16 protein-coding genes are annotated in these 21,481 nt (G+C 58.5%); 11 read left to right on the forward strand and 5 right to left on the reverse strand.

All coding sequences use genetic code 11. The features are described from left to right. Nucleotides 1–2 precede the first annotated feature (2 nt). A complete protein-coding gene (locus C1J05_RS06485) occupies nt 3–2,417 on the reverse strand; it encodes a YbcC family protein (protein ID WP_114869537.1) in 2,415 nt (804 codons plus the stop codon). Beyond that, nucleotides 2,414–4,003 carry a proton-conducting transporter transmembrane domain-containing protein gene (locus C1J05_RS06490; protein WP_114869538.1) on the reverse strand — a complete coding sequence of 530 codons (1,590 nt, stop codon included), beginning with the start codon at nt 4,001–4,003 and terminating at the stop codon, nt 2,414–2,416. The genes C1J05_RS06485 and C1J05_RS06490 overlap by 4 nt, the downstream gene beginning before the upstream one ends. Before the next feature lie 105 nt (nt 4,004–4,108). Here C1J05_RS06490 and C1J05_RS06495 point away from each other — a divergent pair, with 105 nt between their 5' ends. The 11 genes from C1J05_RS06495 to C1J05_RS06545 all read left to right on the forward strand — a co-directional run bounded on the left by C1J05_RS06495 (nt 4,109) and on the right by C1J05_RS06545 (nt 18,966). Then, on the forward strand, nt 4,109–4,999 hold the full coding sequence (locus tag C1J05_RS06495) for a LysR family transcriptional regulator (protein WP_114869539.1): 891 nt from the start codon (nt 4,109–4,111) through the stop codon (nt 4,997–4,999). A 62-nt stretch (nt 5,000–5,061) separates the two neighbouring features. Further along, complete coding sequence (locus C1J05_RS06500; protein WP_114869540.1) at nt 5,062–6,072, forward strand: AraC family transcriptional regulator; 1,011 nt, start codon at nt 5,062–5,064, stop codon at nt 6,070–6,072. 102 nt (nt 6,073–6,174) lie between these two features. Continuing rightward, a complete protein-coding gene (locus C1J05_RS06505; RefSeq protein WP_254684720.1) occupies nt 6,175–7,005 on the forward strand; it encodes an NAD(P)H-binding protein in 831 nt (276 codons plus the stop codon). Nucleotides 7,006–7,119: 114 nt separating this feature from the next. Next, nucleotides 7,120–7,623, forward strand: a complete 504-nt coding sequence (locus C1J05_RS06510; protein ID WP_114869541.1) for an anthrone oxygenase family protein — start codon at nt 7,120–7,122, stop codon at nt 7,621–7,623. A 141-nt stretch (nt 7,624–7,764) separates the two neighbouring features. Further along, complete coding sequence (locus C1J05_RS06515) at nt 7,765–14,163, forward strand: GAF domain-containing protein (RefSeq protein WP_114869542.1); 6,399 nt, start codon at nt 7,765–7,767, stop codon at nt 14,161–14,163. Continuing rightward, the gene (locus tag C1J05_RS06520) at nt 14,160–14,498 is read left to right on the forward strand and encodes an Hpt domain-containing protein (RefSeq protein WP_114869543.1); all 339 of its coding nucleotides are present in this window, start codon (nt 14,160–14,162) and stop codon (nt 14,496–14,498) included. Before C1J05_RS06515 ends, C1J05_RS06520 begins: the two co-directional genes overlap by 4 nt. Before the next feature lies 1 nt (nt 14,499). Then, nucleotides 14,500–15,540 carry an adenylate/guanylate cyclase domain-containing protein gene (locus C1J05_RS06525; RefSeq protein ID WP_114869544.1) on the forward strand — a complete coding sequence of 347 codons (1,041 nt, stop codon included), beginning with the start codon at nt 14,500–14,502 and terminating at the stop codon, nt 15,538–15,540. A 187-nt stretch (nt 15,541–15,727) separates the two neighbouring features. Next, nucleotides 15,728–16,435 carry an ABC transporter permease gene (locus C1J05_RS06530; RefSeq protein WP_114869545.1) on the forward strand — a complete coding sequence of 236 codons (708 nt, stop codon included), beginning with the start codon at nt 15,728–15,730 and terminating at the stop codon, nt 16,433–16,435. Beyond that, entirely contained in the window at nt 16,428–17,183 is a 756-nt protein-coding gene (locus C1J05_RS06535; RefSeq protein ID WP_114869546.1) for an ATP-binding cassette domain-containing protein, read from the forward strand. The genes C1J05_RS06530 and C1J05_RS06535 overlap by 8 nt, the downstream gene beginning before the upstream one ends. 21 nt (nt 17,184–17,204) lie before the next feature. Then, entirely contained in the window at nt 17,205–18,026 is an 822-nt protein-coding gene (locus tag C1J05_RS06540) for a substrate-binding domain-containing protein (protein ID WP_114869547.1), read from the forward strand. A 52-nt stretch (nt 18,027–18,078) separates the two neighbouring features. Next, nucleotides 18,079–18,966 carry a helix-turn-helix transcriptional regulator gene (locus C1J05_RS06545; RefSeq protein ID WP_114869548.1) on the forward strand — a complete coding sequence of 296 codons (888 nt, stop codon included), beginning with the start codon at nt 18,079–18,081 and terminating at the stop codon, nt 18,964–18,966. A 30-nt stretch (nt 18,967–18,996) separates the two neighbouring features. Here the strand turns inward: C1J05_RS06545 and phnE (C1J05_RS06550) are convergent, their stop codons facing one another. Genes phnE (C1J05_RS06550) through phnC form a run of 3 tightly spaced genes read right to left on the reverse strand, consistent with a single transcriptional unit; the run spans nt 18,997 to nt 21,430 of the window. Further along, nucleotides 18,997–19,812, reverse strand: a complete 816-nt coding sequence (gene phnE, locus C1J05_RS06550; protein ID WP_114869549.1) for a phosphonate ABC transporter, permease protein PhnE — start codon at nt 19,810–19,812, stop codon at nt 18,997–18,999. Then, nucleotides 19,812–20,633 (reverse strand): phosphonate ABC transporter, permease protein PhnE, encoded by an 822-nt coding sequence (phnE, locus tag C1J05_RS06555; RefSeq protein WP_114869550.1) that lies wholly within the window; start codon nt 20,631–20,633, stop codon nt 19,812–19,814. Before phnE (C1J05_RS06555) ends, phnE (C1J05_RS06550) begins: the two co-directional genes overlap by 1 nt. Next, entirely contained in the window at nt 20,630–21,430 is an 801-nt protein-coding gene (gene phnC, locus C1J05_RS06560; RefSeq protein ID WP_114869551.1) for a phosphonate ABC transporter ATP-binding protein, read from the reverse strand. The genes phnE (C1J05_RS06555) and phnC overlap by 4 nt, the downstream gene beginning before the upstream one ends. Nucleotides 21,431–21,481: the final 51 nt, after the last annotated feature.

The following is a 21,481-nucleotide window of genomic DNA, read 5'->3' on the forward strand; positions in this document are numbered from 1 at the left end:
GGTCAGGCCGCGCGCGGTGCTAGCGTTGGGTTCTCAGTCTCGAACGCCTCCCATTGCAGATGGCCGCAATAGCGCTGCGACAGCTGTCCGGAACCGTCCATAAGAAACAGGTGAAGCCAGCGGTTGTCGAACAGGGCGCGTACATTTGGGTGGCGGGCCAGAATATCACTCACGGCATCGGCTGGCGCTTCGATGCAAACCGAAAGACGCAGCGGATCGTGGGCAAAGCCGGTTCCGTCATGCACCGATTGCCATGGCAATCCGGACCGCAGCACCCCGCCGTTGCCTTCGACAACGCCAACGCCTCCGGTCACGTTGTGCAACAGCTTGTTACCGGCTCCGAAGACATCGGGTGCCACCACCGATCCGTAATATTGCAGGCTGATCCAGCTGGCCACCACAACGGGGGCGGTCAGGATCAGTTCCAAAACACCAAATCCATCGTCTTTTTCCCAGTTGTAGTCGTGCAGGAACGCACGACCGCCTAACCCCTTGCCACGGGTGCGTGCCCTTGGGGCGGCGATGAACGCATTGCATCCGGCCAGCGCCCATTCGGGGCGGGTTTCGGCCCAGTCGGTGCTGCGGCCTGGAACATCGGCGCCATTTGCCGCGCGCGGCAGGCGGACAGCGCGTTCCGTTCGCGCGATTTTGCCCGCCGCAGCCAGCCAGCCTTCGGTCTTGGCAATCAGCGACATGTGGGCGCGATGTGCAAGATCGGATGTGAACAGGGTCACCGCATCGGTGGTTGTATCGTGCAAGGCACCCAGAAACACCGTGTCTTTGGGGATTTCGATGCCGTCTTGCGCCAGACCTGTGCGCACCTCGGTGTCGTTCAGCAATCCGGCCAGAAGCCTTGCGTTGACATCGCCGGCATACCCGCCGCACGCCCCGCAATGCAGCGCGCTGGCATGGGGGTTGTTCACCACGTTCGCGCCATGGCCCACCAGCAGGACAAGCGGTGCAAAACCTGTTGTCATCGACATTGCGCGCAGGATCGTGGCTGCCGCCGCGATTCTGTCAGCCAGTGGCAGGGCATCGTCCAGATGCGGTTGATGCGGATCGATGGACGATGAATGCGGCAGCCCAAGCGCGTCGCGCACCAGTTTGCCAGCATAAACCGGGCCTGTCGCCTCGACAAAGGCAAAGGAAGACACCGCCGCCAGTTTAAACCGACCCCAGGCCCGCGATGTGCGCGCCGAAAGACGCGCTGATTGATCCGCAGCTTTTGTCTGGGCGCGGGTAGACGTGCTGGTCAGCCCCGGATTCAACAGGACGGGCAGGCGGTTTTCATCGACATCTGATGCGAACGAGCGGTGTGCCGGTGTCAGGCCGAAAAATCCGGCAAAACCCAGCGTCTGAATATTGGGATCAAGCGACTCCAATGCCCGTCTGAACACTTCCGACCGCACGTCGATGCAAAACGCAGCCTGAAGACCGGGGCGGCCCTCCGGTGTGTCCTGACCGGTCTTTGCCAGCGTGCTGGCCAATTTGCGCTGGGCTGCGTGTTCTGCAGCGTCCTGCAAAACCGTTGTCGCGATCTGCGTTGCAGACGCGACCGGCGGTGTGGCGTGGGCCGCGCAGATGTCGGACCAAAGCGGCGCGATCTGCGGTTTGTACTGGTCAAACAGCGCCTTTTCCCAGATCAGCCGGATTGTCAGCAGATCTGTGGTAATGGCATCGGTTGTGCCAGCCAGTTCGGCCTGCCACAATTTTTGGCGCGCCAGTTGCGACCATCCGCCCAGACCCAGCAGAAGCTGGTGAAAATAGGTGGGCGCCGCAGCGGGTGTCAGTGCAATGGTATCGCAAGCCAGTGGCAAGGCGGTTCTGGCACGGGCAGGCATCGCAGCCACAGTGGCGGAAAACCCTGCCAAACCGGTGATTTCCGGGGTCAGGTCGCGGCTTGCAAAGATCTGCCAGCTTTCAAACGCCCCGCGACCGGGCGTGGCCTGCCACAACGCCTGACCGGTATCGAAATATCCCGCCGCCCATGCGCCGAACCGTTCCTCGATCAGGCCGGGCCAGTCGATGCCGGATAATTTTGCCGCAAGATGCGCAACGGTTGGCAAGGCGGTGACAGCGTCATCCTCCGCAGCCGCAACGGCTTTCAACGCATCCAGAGTTTCGGGCGCGCCAGACGGCGCCCGTGCCAGTGACGCCGCCAGATCCTGATCTGTGATCGTGCCATCTGCAATCCGCGCCTGATACCAACTGTGCGGCATCGTGACCGACATGCCTGCCACCCGGCCCATCAAAGCGGCAACATCGGCCAGCGACTGGTCTGTCTGGCCAAGAAACGGATTGACGGCCACGGAGGAAGACAAGGGCCAAAGCGGCGGGATGGCGCGGCTTGCCGCTTCCGAGGCCGCATGAAGTTCAAGGTGCAGACCGGACGTGCCGCCATGTGTTTCGGGTTTCATTTTGTGGCTCCTTTTTTGAAAGTTGTGTACCGCGACCAGCCGTTCAAAAGGCGGTCTTCGATGGCATTGATGTAAAGACCATTGGACAGGTGGATGCGCAGGCCCTGCGCCGCAGGGTGATGCGACCAAAGCGGCAATGTCGCCTGGGCCAGCGCCACCATGCCAAAGCTGAACAGCGCCAGCAGGATCAGCGCCCATTCCAAAGCACCGGGCGCCGGTGTCGGCGGCAAGGTAGCTGATGTGATCCACTCTGACCCGCGTTGCAGCGCCACATAGCTGACAGCGGCGACAAAAGACAGGAATGCCGTGCGGCGGGTCAGGGCGCGCGGTGCGGCATCGGCCAGGCCCTGCGCCAGCAAATAGGCCACGCCAAAGATCAGGATCGCCCCCAGCGCCACCGCTTGCGGTGATTTGGCCCCCAGCCCGAAAATCCAGCCGGACGTGATGTAGACAACGCCGTAAATGGCGATGGCAAGGCCGAACGCCCGCGCCACTGCGCGCAGATCAGGCACCGCTACCGGGCCGGGTTTGCGTATGACTGCAACCCGTTCAACCGCGCCGCCCGCAGACAGAAAGGCGTGCGCCTTGTAAAGCGAATGGGCCACGATATGCAAAAGTGCCAACGGGAACAGCGCAAGGCCGCATTGCAGGATCATGAACCCCATCTGCGCAACGGTTGACCACGCCAGCGAAGCCTTGACCGTAGGTTGCGTCAGCATGACAAGCCCGCCGAACAGGGCGGTGAACCCGCCCACCATCACCAGCACCGCCAAAATCAGAGGCGACAGCAGCAGCACATCGGCAAACCGGATCAACAGAAACCCGCCGCCGTTGATCACGCCTGCGTGTAACAGGGCCGACACAGGTGTCGGGGCCTCCATCACTTCGGTCAGCCAGCCGTGGGTTGGAAATTGTGCAGATTTCAGAAGCGCCGCAAGGGCGATCAGAGCCGCAGCACCCGCCGCCAGAGCACCGCCTTCGCCCAGCCGTGCGGCCGCCAGAATATCCGAAATGCGGGTGGTGCCATAGGCAGCGACCAGCATCAGCGCCGCGGTGATCAGCGCAGCATCGCCGGCACGCGCTGTGACGAATTTCTTGTAGGCGGCACGCTGTGCGGCCACGCGCCCCGGATAGAACAGCAACAGGCGATGCAGGCACAGGCTTGTCACGATCCATGCGCCGATGAACTGGATCAGGTTGCCGGACTGCACCAGCAGCAGCACTGCAGCCAGGGTACCCGCCAGCCAGATGGTAAAATCGGTCTGGCGGTGTTCGCCGTCCAGATAGGTCCGCGCATAGCGCATCACGACCCAGCCGATAAAGGCCACCAGACCCAGAATCGTCACGCTGATGACGTCCAGCCGCGATGACAGCCCCACGCCGGCCAGTCCGAAAAGCGGGCTGTCGCCTGCGCCTTTGCCCAGCAGAACAGCCAGCGAAAGCACACTGACGGCCAGCGCGGCAACGGCTGCCGCTTCACCGATCAACGCGCCGTGGCGGGGCAGGGTATCCCGCCGCAGATGCAGCCAGAGGGCAGCACCGAAAAGCGCGGCAGGGGCAAGAAGGGGCACGGTGTAGATCAGCATCGGAAACTCCAACTGGGCAGGTCTGTTGTCCGGCGTGATACGCGCAGTGCTGATGTGAAATAAAATTCATTGTTCACAACGTTTCGTTCGTTTAAAGCGAACGATATGCCCGATATGAACTTTAACCATCTGCGCTATTTCTGGCAGGTCGCCCATGACGGCAACCTGACGCGCACCGCATCGCGCCTGAACCTGTCGCAATCGGCTGTTTCGGTGCAGATCCGCAAGCTTGAGGATCGGCTGGGCCATGCGTTGTTTGAACGGCGCGGGCGGCAATTGCATCTGACCGAGGCGGGGCGGATCACCCTTGATTACGCCGATACCATCTTTGGCGCGGGTCAGGATCTGATGGCAACGCTGAACCAAACCGGCAGCCCGCGTCAGGTCTTGCGTGTGGGCGCGCTGGCCACCTTGTCGCGTAATTTCCAGATCGAGTTTTTGCGCCCCCTGCTGGGGCAGGCGGATGTCGAACTTGTGCTGCGCTCGGGCACGTCGATGGAATTGCTGCAAGGGCTGGAAACCCTAAGCCTTGATGTGGTGCTGACCAATCGCGTGCCGGCACCCGATGCGATGACGGCCTTTATCGCGCATCCTGTGTCAGAACAGCCTGTCAGCGTGATCGGAACACCGGCGCGGATCGGGCAGGCCGAAACATTGCAGGCGCTTTTGATGGGGCATCCGATCATCGTTCCGACCAAGGAAAGCCCGGTCAGAACCGGTTTTGACACGTTGTGTGAACGGCTGGACATTTCACCGGTACTGGCCGCCGAAGTCGATGATATGGCGATGATGCGGCTGTTGGCGCGCGAAGATATCGGCCTTGCCGTTTTGCCGCCGATCGTTGTGAAAAACGAACTTGCGACCGGATTGTTGAAAGAGGCGGACCATCTTGTTGGCCTGACGGAAAGCTTTCATGCGGTGACGGTCAAGCGCAAGTTTCCCAACCCGTTGCTTGCGGGACTTCTGGCGCCGCCGCAAGCGGGCGTTGGTCTGTGAAACCGCGCACTTGCCCTTGCCCGCAATAGACCCGTCGCGGCAGAGGTGATAATTCAGGGCGCATGGGTACGATCACATCCCTTTTTGTACGCAAGGTGGTCCGCGCTGCCGGACAGGATATCGACCGTGCCGCTGTTCTGCGCTCTGTCGGGCTTGACCCTGATCGCCAGATCGACGTTGCAGAACGCATTACCGATATCGCCTATTACGAAATGCTGGAAACCATAGCGGCGCAGCTGGACGATGCCATCGCGTTCCCGTTGCGGGTTGGCCAGTCGATGCAGGCTGACGATTACGGCGCTTTCGGACTGGCCTGGAAAACCGCGCCAACGTTGCGCGGGTCGCTGGAACGGGCCGAACGCTATGCGCTGCTTTTGACCTCGGTCGCGGGGTATGAGGTTCGCGAAACGGATCGCGGTGCTTTTTTCAGAACACACCGGTCAGGGGTACGCAGACTGGGCATGCGCCTGTCAAACGAGGCGACGCTGGCCAGTGTCACATCGATCATCCGGCAGGTGTCGCCCGCGCCGTTTACCCCGCTTGAGGTTCATTTCCAGCATCCGGCCCCGGCATCGGTTTCAGCCCACGAAACATATTTTGGCTGTCCGGTTCACTTTGGTTCGAACGCCGATGAAATTCTGGTGTCGTCGGTTGATCTGGACCGGCCCAATCATCTTGGGGATCCAGCCGTTTCAAAATTTCTGGATGCGCATCTGCAATCCGAACTTGCCGCGCAAACCGGGCAGACATCATTTGAAGACGTGATGATGCGCAAGATTTCGGATGCCCTGAGCGAGGGTGTGCCACGGGCCGCCCGCATTGCAAAAGAAATGGGCGTTAGCGAAAGAACCCTGCATCGCAGAGTGTCCCAGCATGGCACGTCCTTCCAGTCCGTATTGGAAAATGCGCAGCGTCGTCTGGCAGAAGGTCTTTTGGTTCAAAGCGAGCATTCCATTGCCGAAATCGCCTTTCTGACCGGATTTTCCGAACAAAGCGCGTTTACCCGTGCGTTCAAGCGCTGGGTGAACGACACGCCTGCCGCCTTTCGTGAAACGCACGGGGCAAGCCGCTGACACCGCGTCTGGCAGGATCGGTCAAACCACTGGCAGGCACGGTCAATACAAAAGACGGCACTGCCCCGCATTCTGGCTGCATCATTCAAACACAGGAGATTTATGATGCAGACCCAACCCATTCTTGTGATCGGCGCCAACGGCAAGACCGGAAGCCGGATCGCCAATATTTTGTCAACGCGCGGTTTTGATGTGCGCAAAGGCACACGCAATGCAACCATCCCGTTCGATTGGGATGACGAAACCACATGGGCGCCTGCGCTGGAAGGTGTCGCAGCGGCCTATGTTTCGTATTTTCCCGATCTGGCCTTTCCCGGTGCCGACGACAAGATCGCAGCCCTGTCGGCGCTGGCGAAATCCATCGGCACACAGCGGCTTGTTCTGCTGTCGGGGCGCGGTGAAACCCATGCTGAAACCTGTGAAAACATCATAGCCCGATCCGGTGTTGATTACACGCTGGTCCGCTGCGCGTGGTTTGCCCAGAACTTCAGCGAAGGTTATCTGCGTGATCCTGTTCTGGGCGGCGAGATTGCCTTGCCTGCCGGTGACGTCCGCGAACCGATTGTCGATGTTGATGATATCGCCGAGGTGGCCGTTGCGGCCCTGACCGAAGATGGGCATTCCGGTGCTCTCTACGAAGTGACCGGCCCACGCCTTATGCATTTTTCGCAGGCGGCGGTTGAACTTGCCGAAGCCGTTGGCAGACCGGTGCGCTACGTCCCCATTACACTTGCGCAATTCCACAGCGCCATGACCGAAATCGGCGGTGCCTTTATTGCCGATGTGTTCACCCATGTCTGCAAAGAGGCGCTGGACGGGCGCAACGAATGGCTGGGGGATGGGGTGCAACGGGCATTGGGCCGCGCACCACGCGATTTCGCCGATTTTTGCAACAAGGCGGCGACGTCCGGTGCCTGGCAGGCGGCCGCCTGACACCGGCCCGCGCCGGCGTTCACATCGCGATCTTTGATGAACCCTTGCGCATCCTGCCCGACAAGATCGGGGCAGGGTGCTCATACCGCGATCTTCAATTCGAAAGGAACAGACATGTCGTTTCCATTTTTTATCCTGTGCCAGTTTTCCGTCATCGCCTTTGCGTTGCTTGGCGGTGTGTTTCTGGTGTTTTCAGATTTCATCATGCGCGCATTGGCGCGCACCAGCGGAGCGGGCGGGGCCGAAGCGATGCAGATCATCAATCGCGAAGTATTCCGGTCTGCCTTCATGGCCCTGTTTCTGGGCATGGTGCCCGTATCGCTGATCATCGTGGTTTACAGCGTGCTTACCCTGAGCGGACCAATTGCAAACGTCACCATCGCGGCAGGTATCATCTATCTGGTCGCGGCCTTCGGCGTGACGATTGTGTTCAATGTCCCGCTGAACGAAACGCTGGACAAAATGGACAAGGACACAGAGGCCACCCGCTCTTTCTGGTCGGACACTTATGTTCCCAGATGGACGTTCTGGAACAGCGTCAGATCCATTGCCTGTGTGATTTCGTGCGGCCTGCTGCTGAGCGGATTGTCAATGACAGTGGCAAGTCATCCAATCTAGGCACGGGGGAAAACCTGCCGCATAGGCGCCTGTGCAAAAACAGATTTGCGCAGGCGGGTTTCATCGGTACAGTTGGCATAATTCCATTGGGGCCGATGCAATTGGGTGCGCGGCAAAACGGTTCGGGGCTGCCACGACATCATGACAGCGAAAAAGACCCAGCCAGATACGACTGCCGAATTCGCGCAGAGACTCCAGTATCTGGAACAGGAACTGAACGACCAGAAGGCGCGAACTGCGGCGGTTACGGACGTGTTGCGCAGTATCGAGATGTCTCAGGGCGACATCCAGCCGATCTTTGGCGCGATTGCCAAAAGTGCCACCGAGCTGTGCAAGGCCAAGTTCTGCATGCTGTGGCGCTATGACGGAACAATGATCCATTACTGTGCCAGCCACGGGTTTTCTGACGCATTCATGAAAACCTATCTGGCCAAATTCCCGATGGAGCCTGACGAATCCGGCATGGCCTATGCGGCGATCAAGGCAGGGCAGGTCTGTCATTTGCCAGACGCGCACGCGGATACCTACTTTGACTACGAAACCGCCAAATTGCATGGCTACCAATATATGATCAGCCTCCCGATCCGGGCAGGTGGGCAGATATGGGGTGTCATGGTGCTGGCCTGGCCCAAGGGAGAGGCCCCGAGCGAAGCGGATATAGCCCTGCTTGAGACATTCGTGAGTCAGGCCGCCATTGCCATCCGGAACGAACAGACATTTGCAGAAAAGCAGCACGCGCTGTCCCGCCAGACGGCCACGTCAGACATTCTGCGGGTTATCAGCAAATCCCCCACAGACACGCAACCGGTGCTGGATAGAATTGCAAAAACCGCCAAAGATCTCTGCAGGGCGCGATGGTGTATGCTGTTCCGCTATGACGGCGAAATGCTGCATCTTGATGCGCAGCACGGATTCGATCCCGCTTTTCTTCAGGCGTTTAAAAACGAATTTCCATCGCCGGTACATGATAAATCAATGGTGGCTCAAGTTATCGCCACCGGTCAGCCTGCCCGCATAGACCACGCCATGACCACAGATTGGCTGGATCGTGATATGGCCCGCGAGAACAAGATTGATCAATCTGTTGCGGTTCCGATCGAATGCGCCGGGCGTATATGGGGCATTATTACGCTGGCTTGGCCGGATATGAAGGGTCAGCGCGAAGACGAGACTGAATTGCTGGAAACCTTTGCGGATCAGGCCGCAATTGCCATCGAAAACACCCGCCAGTTTCGCGAAACCCAAGAGGCACTGGCGCGCGAAAAGGCGAATGCGGAAATCCTGCAGGTGATCAACGAGTCGACATCGGACTTGCAGCCTGTTTTTGATCTGGTGGTGCAGAAATCGGCCGAACTGTGCGGGGCAAAGTTCTGCGTTCTCGACCGCTACGATGGGGAATTGTACCATTTCTGCGCGCAGTACGGGTTTCCGCCGAAGACTGTCAAAAATCTGAAGTCTGACTATCCGTTCGTCGGCACACAGGGCCACCTTTCGCCGCGCGTGATCAAGAACGGCGATATCGCCCAAATTGCCGACGCCCAAACCGACAAGACCTATTTTTCACCAGAACTGGCCGAAAGAGTCGGATTCCGGCGGCTTTTGGGTGTGCCGATCCGGGCGAACGGGCGGGTCTGGGGCGCGATCAACCTGGGCTGGCCCGATGCCACACCGCCGCCGGCGGCGAATATCGAACTGGTGCAAAGCTTTGCCAATCAGGCCAGCATTGCCATCGAAAACGCGCGGTTGTTGCGCGAAACCCAAGACCGCACGGCCGAAGTGACCGAAGCGCTTGAACGTGAAACAGTCACGACAGACATCCTGCGCGCCATCAGCCAATCCCCGACAAATGTGCAACCGGTGATCGACACGATCGTCAGCAGTGCGGCCCAGTTGATCGATTGCGATATGGCGATCTTCCATCTGCGGGATGGCGATCACTATTGGCCGGCGTCAGGGGCGCGGCGCGGCGGCGCGTTGATCACCGAAAAAATTCAGGAAGGCGCGCGCAAACTGGCCGCGCGCATTACCCCGGACGGTATACCGCTACAGCGACTGGCCCCGAACGAGAATTTCCCGTCGCGCGCTATAGTGACACGCGAAGTGCAGCATATCATCGACTGGGAGAATTACGATCTGCCCCCCCACGAGGTGGAGCGCGGCAAACAATTCGGCATGAAAAGCGCGCTATACATTCCCCTTCTTCAGGGCGGAGAGTGTCTGGGATCGCTGGTTCTGGGCACATCCACAAGAACTGCGTTTACAGAGCAGGATATCGCGCTGGCGAAATCTTTCTGTGATCAGGCGATCATTGCGCTGCGCAACACCCAACTGTTTATCGAGACGCAAGAAGCGCTGGAATACCAGACCGCGACGTCAGAGGTGCTGGATGTCATCTCGCGCTCGCCCAACGAATTGCAGCCGGTTCTGGATACCATCCTCGAAGTCGCTTCGCGCCTTTGCAACCCGCAATACGCATATGTCGCGATGTTGAACCCGGAAGATCAACGCTACCACATGCAGGCGTCGCGCAATGTCACGGATGATTTCTTTGCCTATCTCAAGGCCAATCCGATTGAACCGGGGCACGGCACATGTACCGGGCGGACGGCGTTACTGGGCAAGACGGTCTATATCAGGGACACGGAAAACGACGACAGCTATCAATGGAAAGAGGCCGCGCATCGCGGCAATTTCCAGTCGACGGTCGGTGTGCCCCTGATCAAGGACGGGGTTGTCGTTGGCGTCATTTCCCTGGCTCACGGCAAAGCAGACGCGTTTCGCGCAAAACAGATCGCCCTGTTGGAGACCTTCGCAGCACAAGCCGTGATTGCGATCAGCAACGCCCGCCTGTTCGACGAGGTGCAGGCCCGCACCGCCGAAGTGACCGAGGCGCTGGAACAGCAACAGGCTTCGGCCGAAATTCTAAGCGTGATCAGCCAGTCTGTCGAAGACACGCAGCCGGTGTTCGAGAAGATCCTTGAATGCTGCAAAACACTGTTCGGCGGCGAAGAACTGGATGTGCTTCTGGTGGATGAACAGGGTCTTTTGCAGGTGGCGGCCTATGTCGGCAATCATCGTGAGGCTTTGTTGGAAACCTTTCCCGCCCCGTGGGAGATCACACCCGCCGGCGAGGCGATCCGCACGCGCCGTGTGGCCAATTATGCCGACGTGCAGAACAACCCCGATACACCACGTGTTCTGCGCCGCTTTGCCCGGGTGGCCGGGTATCATTCCATCGCCTTTGCCCCGATGATCTGGGAAGGTCAGGGGATCGGCGTTGTCGGGGTTGCCCGTTCGCACAGCCCGTTCACCGACAGGGAACTGCGTATCATGCAGGGCTTTGCCGATCAGGCGGTGATCGCGATCCAGAATTCAAGACTGTTCAACGAGACGCAAAAGGCGTTGTCGCGTCAGACTGCCAGCGCGGACGTATTGCGGGTCATCAGTGAATCCCCGAACGATGTGACTCCGGTCTTCGAGAAAATCGTTCAAGCCGGTGTTGATCTGATATCCTGCGATATGGCTGTCGCCGCCACCAAGAACGATACCGTTTGGTGGCAGGTCGCCGTTGCGACAACAGAAGGGTTGAAACCGGATTTTTCGCGCACCCATCGACCAATTGCACCGGAACAGGATACCCCATCAAAAGTCATGGTGTCCAAGCAGATGTTGCATGTACCGGATTGGACGTCTGCGGATCTCGATCCATACGATCAATCCGTTCATTTGAAGAGCGGGGTCATGTCGTCCCTGACTTTCCCGCTGGTGCGAGGGAACGAGTGTCTTGGCTGTCTTGGCTTCACGCGCAAAAACAAGCGTGCGTTTTCGAAAGAAGAAATCGACATTGCCCAATCCTTTTGTGATCAGGCGGTGATTGCTATCGAAAACGTGCGCCTCTTCAACGAAACCGAGACGTCGCTGGCGCGACAAACGGCCAGCGCCAATATTCTGCGCACAATCAGCGCGTCTTCGACCGATACAACACCTGTATTTCAGGAAATCGTTAAATCGACGACGCAGCTTATCGATTGTGACATGGCGGTCGCGTTGATCAAGGAGCAGGATACGCTGTCGCAGATTGCAGTGGCAAACCGTGACGGGCTGGTGGAAAAACCGGCAAAGATATCCGTTCCGATTGATCCTGATCACAACCTGCCATCGCAGGCCATCGTCTCGCGCAAGGTTCTGCACACGCCGGATTGGGACATCGCCGATCTCAAACCCATTGATCAAGAGATCAGAGAGCGGGCCGGCATCAAATCGACGATCATGTTGCCGCTGTTGAACGGAGACGATTGCGCCGGAACGCTGAACATTTTCCGGTTCACGAAAAAGGCATTCACCGAAGAAGAAATCGCCGTTGCCCAGACGTTTTGCGATCAGGCGGTGATTGCGCTCCAGAACACCAAACTGTTCAAGGAAACGCAAACCGCGCTTGTCCGCCAGACCGCCAGTGCCGATATCCTGCGGGTGATCAGCGGCGCGCAAGAGGATGCCGGCCCGGTCTTCATGGCGATCGCCGAGGCCAGTCTGGGTTTGCTGGAATGCGATAGCGCGGCCGCGTTGATGCGGGACGGCGATCATTTCATTCCGCAAGCGGGTAAACAGAGGGACAAGAAATCGCCTCTGAAGCTTGATCCAAAACCGGTCAAGATTGACCCCGCTTTGAATTATCCCTCTCGGGTGATCGAGACCGGAAAGATGATCCACATCCAGGATTTCGCCACCAAAGATTTGCCAAAGCACGAAATTGACGCGGTTCGGAAATTTGGCATGAAATCGTCAATCTACCTGCCAATGATGCGGGAAGGTTTTTGCGTCGGGGTACTGATCTTTACCCGCAGCACCGTCACACGTGCCTTTAGCCCCGAAGAAATCGAACTGGCCAATTCGTTCTGTGATCAGGCCGTGATCGCCATCGAAAACGCACGCCTGTTCCGCGAGGCGAAAGAGGCCCGCGCCGCCGCCGAAACCGCGAACGAAGCCAAAAGCGCATTTCTTGCCACGATGAGCCACGAAATCCGCACCCCGATGAACGCGGTGATCGGGATGAGCGGGCTTTTGATCGACACTGAACTGAACGAGGAGCAGCGCGATTACGCGAGCACCATTCGTGACAGCGGTGATGCGCTTCTGGACATCATCAACGAAATTCTTGATTTCTCCAAGATCGAAGCCGGACAGATGGATATCGAACATCAGCCCTTTGATCTGCGCGAAAGCATCGAATCCGCGATGGACCTGATCAGCGCTCGCGCCGCAGAAAAATGTCTGGATATCGCGTATATCTATGATGATGACGTGCCTGCTGCCGTCAGCGGCGATCTGACCCGCCTGCGCCAGATATTGCTGAACCTGCTGTCCAACGCCGTCAAGTTCACCGACACCGGCGAAGTGGTGCTGACGGTGTCACGGGCGTCAGAAACCAGAAAACATGTCGAACTGGCATTCAGCGTCCGCGATACCGGTATCGGGCTGACACCTGCGGGCATGAAGCGCCTGTTCCAGTCCTTTAGCCAGGCCGACAGTTCGACCACGCGCAAATATGGCGGCACCGGCCTCGGGCTGGCGATATCCAAACGGCTGGCCGATCTGATGGGTGGAACGATGTGGGCCACCAGCGATGGCGCGGGAAAGGGCGCGACCTTTCATTTCACCATCAAGGTCGGCAAGGCCACATTGCCGAAGAACCAAACCCGCAATCTGGTCGGTCAGCAATCGGAACTGATGGGCAAGCGGCTGCTGATCGTCGATGACAATGCCACCAACCGCAAGATATTGGCACTGCAAACGGCGAAATGGGGCACTGAGACACGCGCCACCGACACGCCAAAAGACGCGCTCAAATGGCTGAATGATGGCGAACGTTTTGATCTGGCGATCCTGGATATGCACATGCCGGATATGGACGGGGCCGAACTGGCAGGTGAAATACGCAAGATAAACGCGCAGTTGCCTTTGGTTCTGTTCAGTTCGCTGGGGATGCGCGAAGCGGAAACGAAAGCCGGATTGTTCAGCGCCTATCTTGCAAAACCGTTGCGGCAATCGCAATTGTTCGACACGCTTGTCACGCTGTTCGCACCGGAAAAATCAAAATCCCCTGTCAAAAAACCGGGTGAAAAACCCAAAGCGGACCCGGATCTGGCGGCGCGGCATCCCTTGCGTATTCTGTTGGCCGAAGACAATCTGGTGAACCAGAAACTGGCGCTGCGTCTGTTGGAACAGATGGGCTATCGCGCGGATCTTGCCAGCAACGGTGTCGAGGCGCTGCAAAGCGTGGAGCGCCAGACCTATGATGTGGTGCTGATGGATGTGCAGATGCCCGAAATGGACGGATTGGAAGCATCCCGCCGCATTACCGCAGCGCGTGATCCGAACGACAGACCCCGTATCATTGCAATGACCGCAAACGCCATGCAGGGGGACCGCGAAATGTGTCTGGACGCGGGAATGGACGATTACATTGCCAAACCGATCCGCGTTGATCTTTTGATGGATGCGCTGACCAAAGTCCCCCAACGCGACAGGAAAAAACAATGACCGACGGCCCGATTGACCCCGCTGTGTTGTCCGAGCTTCAGGAAACGATGGGAGAGGACTTTGCCAGCGAACTGGTCGCAACCTTTCTTGACGAAGGCCCGACAATGCTGGCTGAGTTGCAGGAGGCAATTGCGCGCGGTGATGCGGACGGATTTCGCCGTGCCGCCCATTCTGTCAAATCGAATGCCAACGTGTTTGGCGCCACTGCATTGGCCGAACTGGCGCGCCGGCTGGAGCTTGCCGGTCTGAGTGACAATGCACAATCGGACAGGGTGGCCGCCACCGAACTTGAAGCGGAATTCGGTCGCGCCGCTGCCGCACTGAAAGGCGCCTGATATGTCCGCTGTGGCCCGTCTGCTGATCGTGGATGACAACAAGGTCAACCGGCTGTTGTTGTCGCGCAGTGTCGAAATGCTGGGCTATGACGCGTCGGTTGCCGAAAACGGGCGCATCGCGATGGAACAGTTGCGCGCCGCGCCGTTCGATCTGTTGCTGCTGGATATCGAAATGCCCGAAATGGACGGGTTCGAGGTTCTGGAAGCCATCAAACTTGATCCCGACCTGAGAGATATTCCGGTCATCGTCACGTCTTCGGTGGAAGGCGTCGAAAATATTGTGCGCTGTATCGAACTGGGGGCCGAAGATTATCTGGCCAAACCGGTGAACAGGGTTCTGTTGCAGGCCCGGCTGACATCCAGCCTAGAAAAGAAACGCTTGCGCGACGAACAGAAAGTGTTGCTGAAACGGTTCGCGACCCGTGAAGTTGCCCAGGATTTGCAGGATTCCGGTTTTGCGCTGGGCGGGCGCCGTGTCAATGCTTCGGTCCTGTTTTGCGATATTCGCGGGTTCACGGCCCTGTCCGAAAACCAGCCGCCCGAAGACACCATCGAATTGCTGAACATCTACTACACCCTGATGTTCGAAGCGGTGGATTGCAACGGTGGCATCGTGACCCTGATGATAGGGGACGGTTTGATGGTCTTGTTCGGCGCGCCGCAACCGCTTGATGATCCGGCGCAAAGTGCGGTCAGCGCGGCGCGGGACATGCTGGCGATGATGGCCGAATTCAATTTGGAACGCGTTGCCGGTGGTAAGGCTGAAATCAGGATCGGGATCGGCATCGCCACGGGCGAGGTTGTCGCCGGATATGCCGGTACGCAAGAGCGCGCGACCTATACCTGCATTGGCGACAAGGTAAACCTTGCCGCGCGCCTTGAAGCGCACACCAAGGTTGTCGGATGTGACATTCTGATGGATGAAACCACACGGCGCGCACTGGGCGATCAGGCAGGGTTGCATCCGTTCGGGCAGGTCCTGTTCAAAGGGTTTTCCGACCCGCAGGACGTTCACGCAATCGGGGCCGACAACGGCGCATGACGCGGCGGGCGGCGTTATGTTTGCTCGGTCGGACGCATGACCTGTAAATTTTGCAGTGATCTGAAGAACGCCCACGCAATCAGAATGCTGGATTTTGCGGTTTCTTGCATGGAAATAGGCACTTGCGGTTTTTGTCAACTTCATATTAGATGAAATGAGTGCATAATTTCCGTGGGGATTGTAAATTTTGCAAAACATCTGGGAGTCTCTGGGTATCGCTTTCGCGCTGGTTCTGTCCGGTGACGCCGACCTGATCGAAATCGTCGGGCTGTCATTGCGTGTCAGTTTGACCGCGACTGCGCTGGCGTGCCTGATCGGGTTGCCGGTTGGTGCCTTGGTGGCTGTCGCGCGGTTTCGCGGGCGCAGTGCGGTTCTGATCCTGATGAATGCCCTGATGGGATTGCCGCCTGTCGTTGTCGGTTTGCTGGTCTATCTGCACCTGTCACGGTCCGGCCCGCTGGGTTTTCTGGGGCTGCTTTACACGCCCACGGCGATGATCATCGCGCAGACAATATTGATCGCGCCGATTGTTGCCGCCTTGTCGCGGCAGGTGCTGGAAGACCTTTATGCAGAATACGCAGAGCAGTTCCGCTCGCTCTGGCTGACGCGCTGGCAGGTCATACAGGCGCTGTTGTGGGATGCGCGCTATTCCCTGCTGACGGTCGGGCTGGCTGGGTTCGGGCGCGCCGTTGCCGAAGTGGGCGCGGTGATCATCGTGGGCGGCAATATTGATCATCTGACGCGGGTCATGACCACGGCCATCGCGCTTGAAACCTCCAAGGGCGATCTTGGTCTGGCTCTGGCGCTGGGCATTATCCTTTTGGCCATTGCGCTGGGGGTGAATGCCGCCGTACAGGCGCTGCGCCTGACGGCCGTCCGGCAGGCCTATGTCTGACGCGGTATCGATCACGCCGCGGAAAGGCGCCCAAGCACAGGCGGCATCTGCCCTGCTGCCGCTGCGGGTACGTGATCTGACGCTTAGGTTCGGTGAGGTGGCGATCCTGAAACAGATCAATCTTGATCTGGGGGCAGGGGGCTGCACGATCGTGATGGGCCCCAACGGTGTTGGCAAAAGCCTGTTTTTGAAACTGTTGCACGGGCTGATCCCTGCCACGTCCGGAACGATTGACTGGAATGGCAACGCCCCGCAGGACGCGACCGCGCGGCAGGCTTTCGTGTTCCAGAAACCGGTTTTGTTGCGTCGTTCGGTGGCGGCCAACATCGATTTTGTGCTGCAGGCGCGCGGCAAGGACAAAAGCGAATGTACCGCTCTTCTTGAACTTGCCGGGCTGGCGCACAAGGCCCGACAGCCGGCCCGCTTGCTTTCGGGGGGCGAACAGCAGCGCCTTGCGCTGGCACGCGCGCTTGCCACAGACCCGGAAGTTCTGTTTCTGGACGAACCGACGGCCAGTCTTGATCCCCGCTCTGTGCTGGCGATCGAACGGATCGTCCGCGATGCCTGCGCCCGCGGTGTGCGGGTGATCTTTATCACCCATGATATCGGGCAGGCGCGCCGTCTCGCGGATGACGTGGTGTTTCTGCACCATGGACGCGTGGCCGTTCATGCCGCTGCGTCTGATTTCTTTCCCGATCCGCCCGATCAGACGGCACGGGATTATCTGAATGGAAAAATCGTTTTGTGATCGCGAATAAGGGAGATTGGCATGATCAACAGCAAAATCGTTTACGCAACTGGCATCGCAGTGGTTCTGGCCTCCTCCGCGTTGGCGCAGGATCAATCCATTATCGTGCAGTCGACAACGTCTACTGCGAATTCCGGGCTTTATGATCATCTGCTGCCTATCTTTCAGGATGCAACCGGTATTCAGGTGAATGTGGTTGCAGTCGGCACCGGCCAGGCGATCAGGAACGCGCAAAACTGCGATGGTGATGTATTGCTGGTGCACGCAAAGGCGGCCGAGGAAAAATTTGTGGCAGACGGGTACGGCATCGGTCGCACCGATCTGATGTACAATGATTTCGTCATCGTCGGTCCGGTTGCAGACCCTGCGGGGGTTGACGGAATGCAGGATGTTCAAAGCGCGTTGTTGAAAATTGCGGAAACGGGCGCGCTGTTTGCATCGCGCGGGGATGATTCAGGAACCCACAAGAAGGAACGCGCCTTGTGGAACGATGCGGGCGTCGATCCTTCTGAACATTCGGGCGGCTGGTATCGCGAAACCGGGTCGGGCATGGGGGCAACGCTGAACGCGGGCATCGGAATGGGGGCCTATGTCATGACAGACCGCGCCACATGGATCAGTTTTGACAACAAACAGGATTTCGAAATTCGCGTGCAGGGGGACGAGGATATGTTCAACCAATACGGCGTGATCCCGATCAATCCGGCGAAATGTCCGGATGTGAACGTGGATGCGGCGCAGGCGTTTGCCGACTGGTTGCTGTCGCAGACCGGACAGGACGCGATTGCCGCCTACCGGGTGGACGGCCAGCAACTGTTCTTTCCGAACGCACCGCAAAGCTGATAGGAAACAGGGGCGGTCCGATCCTGTGACCGCCCCGGATCGACGGAATGTAATGAACGCGCAAGACCATCACACGCATGAATATCTGACGGTTCACGAACTGGCCGATCTTTTGCGGATCAAGGAACGCAAGGTCTATGATCTGGCCGCGTCCGGCGCATTGCCCTGTTCGCGGGCCACAGGCAAACTGTTGTTTCCGGCGGCCGAAATTCGTGACTGGATCGAAGGCGCGAAATCTGGCGGAACGGCGCACAAGGCCGCCCGCACCGATATCATACTGGGAAGCCACGATCCGCTTCTGGATTGGGCGATACGGGAATCGCGCTGCGGGTTGGCCACCTATTTTGATGGATCACATGACGGGCTGGGGCGGTTTTGCAGCGGTGAAGGCATTGCGGCCGGTCTGCACATTTTTGATGCCGCGGATCAGAGCTGGAATGTGCCTGCGGTCCGTCGGGTGGCGGCAGAGCAGAATGCCGTTCTGATGAGGTTTGCAACACGGCGGCGTGGTATTGTCCTGCGCCCGGATGCGCTATCTGTCGGCGGGATTGGCGATTTGAAAGGCATGTCGATCGTACCCCGACAGGCGGAATCAGGCACAGCCGGTCTGTTTCGCGAGATGATGAAGGGCGCGGGGCTTGACCCATCAGAGGTGACATTCACAGACGTCGCCCGAACCGAAGATGACGCTGTTCAGGCCGTCAGCCGCGGTGAAGCCGATGCAACCTTTGGCCTTGAATCCGTGGCGCAGATGTTCGGGCTTGCCTTTGTGCCGGTGATCAAGGAGCACTTTGACCTGTTGGTCGACAGAAAGGCCTATTTCGATCCGGCCCTGCAATCTCTTGTGGCCTTTTTCGCAAGCGAAAAATTCCTGCGCCGTGCCACAGCCCAGGCCGGATATGATGCGTCCAACGCCGGCAGGATCATCTGGAACGCTTGAACTTCTTCCACTAGGGTAACGGATTAGGCGCTAGATAATCGCGCCGCGCACCTTGGCCGAAACCCATTCCGAAATCACCACTGCGGCCAGAATGACCAGCAGAATAAGCGACACCTGAGGCCAGGCCAGCACGTTGAGCGATGAAGAGAGCTGCAAGCCGATGCCGCCCGCGCCAACAAGGCCCAGGACCGTGCTTTCCCGAATGTTGATGTCCCAGCGGAATACGGCGATACCGGCGAAAGCAGGCATGATCTGCGGCACAATCCCGTAGGCCATAACCTGCCAGCGCGATGCGCCTGTGGCGGTGATTGCCTCGACCTGTGAATGATTGATTTCCTCGATCGCTTCGTAAAGCAACTTGGCACAGAACCCGATCGAGCGGATGGCAATGGCAATGACGCCGGCAAACACACCCGGTCCGATGATCGCGATCAGCAACAACGCCCAGATCAATGAATTGATCGAACGGGTCGAGACGATGATCAGCAGCGCGATCGGGCGGATAAAGTATCGCGACGGGGTGGTGTTGCTTGCTGCCAGAAACGCCACAGGCACGGCAAGAAACAGCGAAATGATGGTGCCCAGCGTCGCGATGTTCAGCGTGTCCCAGATGGGTTTGCCCAGTTGTGTGATATATTCCCATTTGGGCGGGGTTGCGCGTGTCCAGATATCATCGGCGATGCGCGGCGCGTCCCAGACGAAAAACCATGTGGTTGCCTGCGAAATCTGCTGCCAGCAATAGGCAAAGATCGCGATCCCGATCAGCCACAACACCCAGTGGAACAGGCTTTCGCGCCCGGTGCGGCGCTGCCATAACTTCAATCCCTGTGCATCACGTACCGGCATTACTGAACCCTCGCGCGGATCACGCCGGACAGGTATTCCAGTGCCATGACGATCACGATGATCAGCAACAGGATCGCGGCAGCCGTATCGTATTCGTACCGGTCAAATGCCGTGTTCAGCGTGGCGCCGATACCGCCCGCACCGACCAGCCCCAGGATCGCGCTTTCGCGAAAGTTGATATCAAGCCGGTACATGCTTAGCCCGATCAGGCGCGGCATCACCTGCGGCTGGACGCCGTAGTTGATCCACTGCATCCAGCTGGCCCCCGACGCCTTGATCGCTTCGGCCTGCACGCGATCCATGCTTTCGATATCTTCGGCCAGCAGCTTTGAAAGAAAGCCGATGGTCGCGAAACTCAGCGTCAGGAAACCGGCCAGCGGGCCAAATCCGAAGATGGCAACCAGCAAGATCGCCACGATGATTTCCTGCAAGGCCCGACTGACTGCGATGATCGACCGGCAGATCAGATAGATCGGCAGGGGGGCCACGTTGCGCGCAGCCCCCAAAGCGATCGGGATCGATATGATAATGCCCAGAACAGACGAGGCGACTGTCATGATGATGCTTTCGGCCATGCCTTCCCAGATGTCGGATGACCGCGATGTGAAATCGGGGCTGGTGAATGCCAGAACAAACTGTTTGCCGCGTTCCAGACCTTCGTAAACGCGCGACCAGTTGACCTCGATCGTCATGAAGGATGCGATCAGATAGGCAATGAAACCCAGTATCAGAACCCAGCGCAGCCAGGTGCGTTGCACGAAAGGCGGTTTTTTCCAGGGCTTTCCCAAACGTTGCGAGACATCGAACTCGGCGGCGCTCATACTTCAACCTTTTCTTCGATACCTTCCTCGTCCTCGACCTTTTCGATGGTCGCTTCCCAATTTTCTTCGCCGTAGATCGTGGTCAGAACATCGGGGGTCAGACCTTCGGGCGGGCCGTCAAACTCTACTGCGCCAACCCGCAGGCCGATCACGCGTTGTACGAACATCTGCGCCAGCGCGACATCGTGAATGTTGATGATCGCAGCCAGGCCGCGTTCCTTGCACAGTTCACAGATCAGACGCATGATCTGGCGCGATGTCTTGGGATCAAGTGACGCGGTCGGTTCATCCACCAGCAACAGGGCGGGGTTCTGGATCAGCGCGCGGCAGATACCGACACGCTGGCGCTGTCCGCCCGACAGTTCGTCGGCACGTTTATCCGCCATATGGGCCAGCCCGACACGATCCAGCAGGCGAAAGGCTTCGTCGACATCTGCTTGCGGATAACGGCGCAGGAAGCTGCGCCAGAACCCGACATAGCCCAACCGGCCCGACAACACGTTTTCCATCACGGTCAGCCGTTCAACCAGTGCGTATTCCTGAAAGATCATCCCCATGCGGCGGCGTTCGCGGCGCAACGCACCTGCCGACAATCCGGTCAGTTCCACATCGTCCAGATAAACATTGCCCGAGGTCGGTTCGACCAACCGATTGATGCAGCGGATCAGCGTTGATTTACCGGCGCCGGATGGACCGATCAATGCCAGAACCTGACCTTCGGGAACGTCCAGATCAACGGCTTTCAGGGCCTGATCGCCAGTTTTATAAGTCTTTACAAGCTTCTCAAGCCGCAGCATGAAGTCTCCTTGCCTCACCTTTTGTTTTTGGAAAGGGCGGGCGCAAAGGCC

The sequence above is a fragment of the Sulfitobacter sp. JL08 genome (assembly GCF_003352045.1).
Taxonomy (GTDB): domain Bacteria; phylum Pseudomonadota; class Alphaproteobacteria; order Rhodobacterales; family Rhodobacteraceae; genus JL08.

Coding starts and splice junctions, on each gene's coding strand:
- C1J05_RS06485 (WP_114869537.1), bottom strand. CDS start 2,417: ATGAAACCCGAAACACATGGCGGCACGTCCGGTCTGCACCTTGAACTT.
- C1J05_RS06490 (WP_114869538.1), bottom strand. CDS start 4,003: ATGCTGATCTACACCGTGCCCCTTCTTGCCCCTGCCGCGCTTTTCGGT.
- C1J05_RS06495 (WP_114869539.1), top strand. CDS start 4,109: ATGCCCGATATGAACTTTAACCATCTGCGCTATTTCTGGCAGGTCGCC.
- C1J05_RS06500 (WP_114869540.1), top strand. CDS start 5,062: ATGGGTACGATCACATCCCTTTTTGTACGCAAGGTGGTCCGCGCTGCC.
- C1J05_RS06505 (WP_254684720.1), top strand. CDS start 6,175: ATGATGCAGACCCAACCCATTCTTGTGATCGGCGCCAACGGCAAGACC.
- C1J05_RS06510 (WP_114869541.1), top strand. CDS start 7,120: ATGTCGTTTCCATTTTTTATCCTGTGCCAGTTTTCCGTCATCGCCTTT.
- C1J05_RS06515 (WP_114869542.1), top strand. CDS start 7,765: ATGACAGCGAAAAAGACCCAGCCAGATACGACTGCCGAATTCGCGCAG.
- C1J05_RS06520 (WP_114869543.1), top strand. CDS start 14,160: ATGACCGACGGCCCGATTGACCCCGCTGTGTTGTCCGAGCTTCAGGAA.
- C1J05_RS06525 (WP_114869544.1), top strand. CDS start 14,500: ATGTCCGCTGTGGCCCGTCTGCTGATCGTGGATGACAACAAGGTCAAC.
- C1J05_RS06535 (WP_114869546.1), top strand. CDS start 16,428: ATGTCTGACGCGGTATCGATCACGCCGCGGAAAGGCGCCCAAGCACAG.
- C1J05_RS06540 (WP_114869547.1), top strand. CDS start 17,205: ATGATCAACAGCAAAATCGTTTACGCAACTGGCATCGCAGTGGTTCTG.
- C1J05_RS06545 (WP_114869548.1), top strand. CDS start 18,079: ATGAACGCGCAAGACCATCACACGCATGAATATCTGACGGTTCACGAA.
- phnE (WP_114869549.1), bottom strand. CDS start 19,812: ATGCCGGTACGTGATGCACAGGGATTGAAGTTATGGCAGCGCCGCACC.
- phnE (WP_114869550.1), bottom strand. CDS start 20,633: ATGAGCGCCGCCGAGTTCGATGTCTCGCAACGTTTGGGAAAGCCCTGG.
- phnC (WP_114869551.1), bottom strand. CDS start 21,430: ATGCTGCGGCTTGAGAAGCTTGTAAAGACTTATAAAACTGGCGATCAG.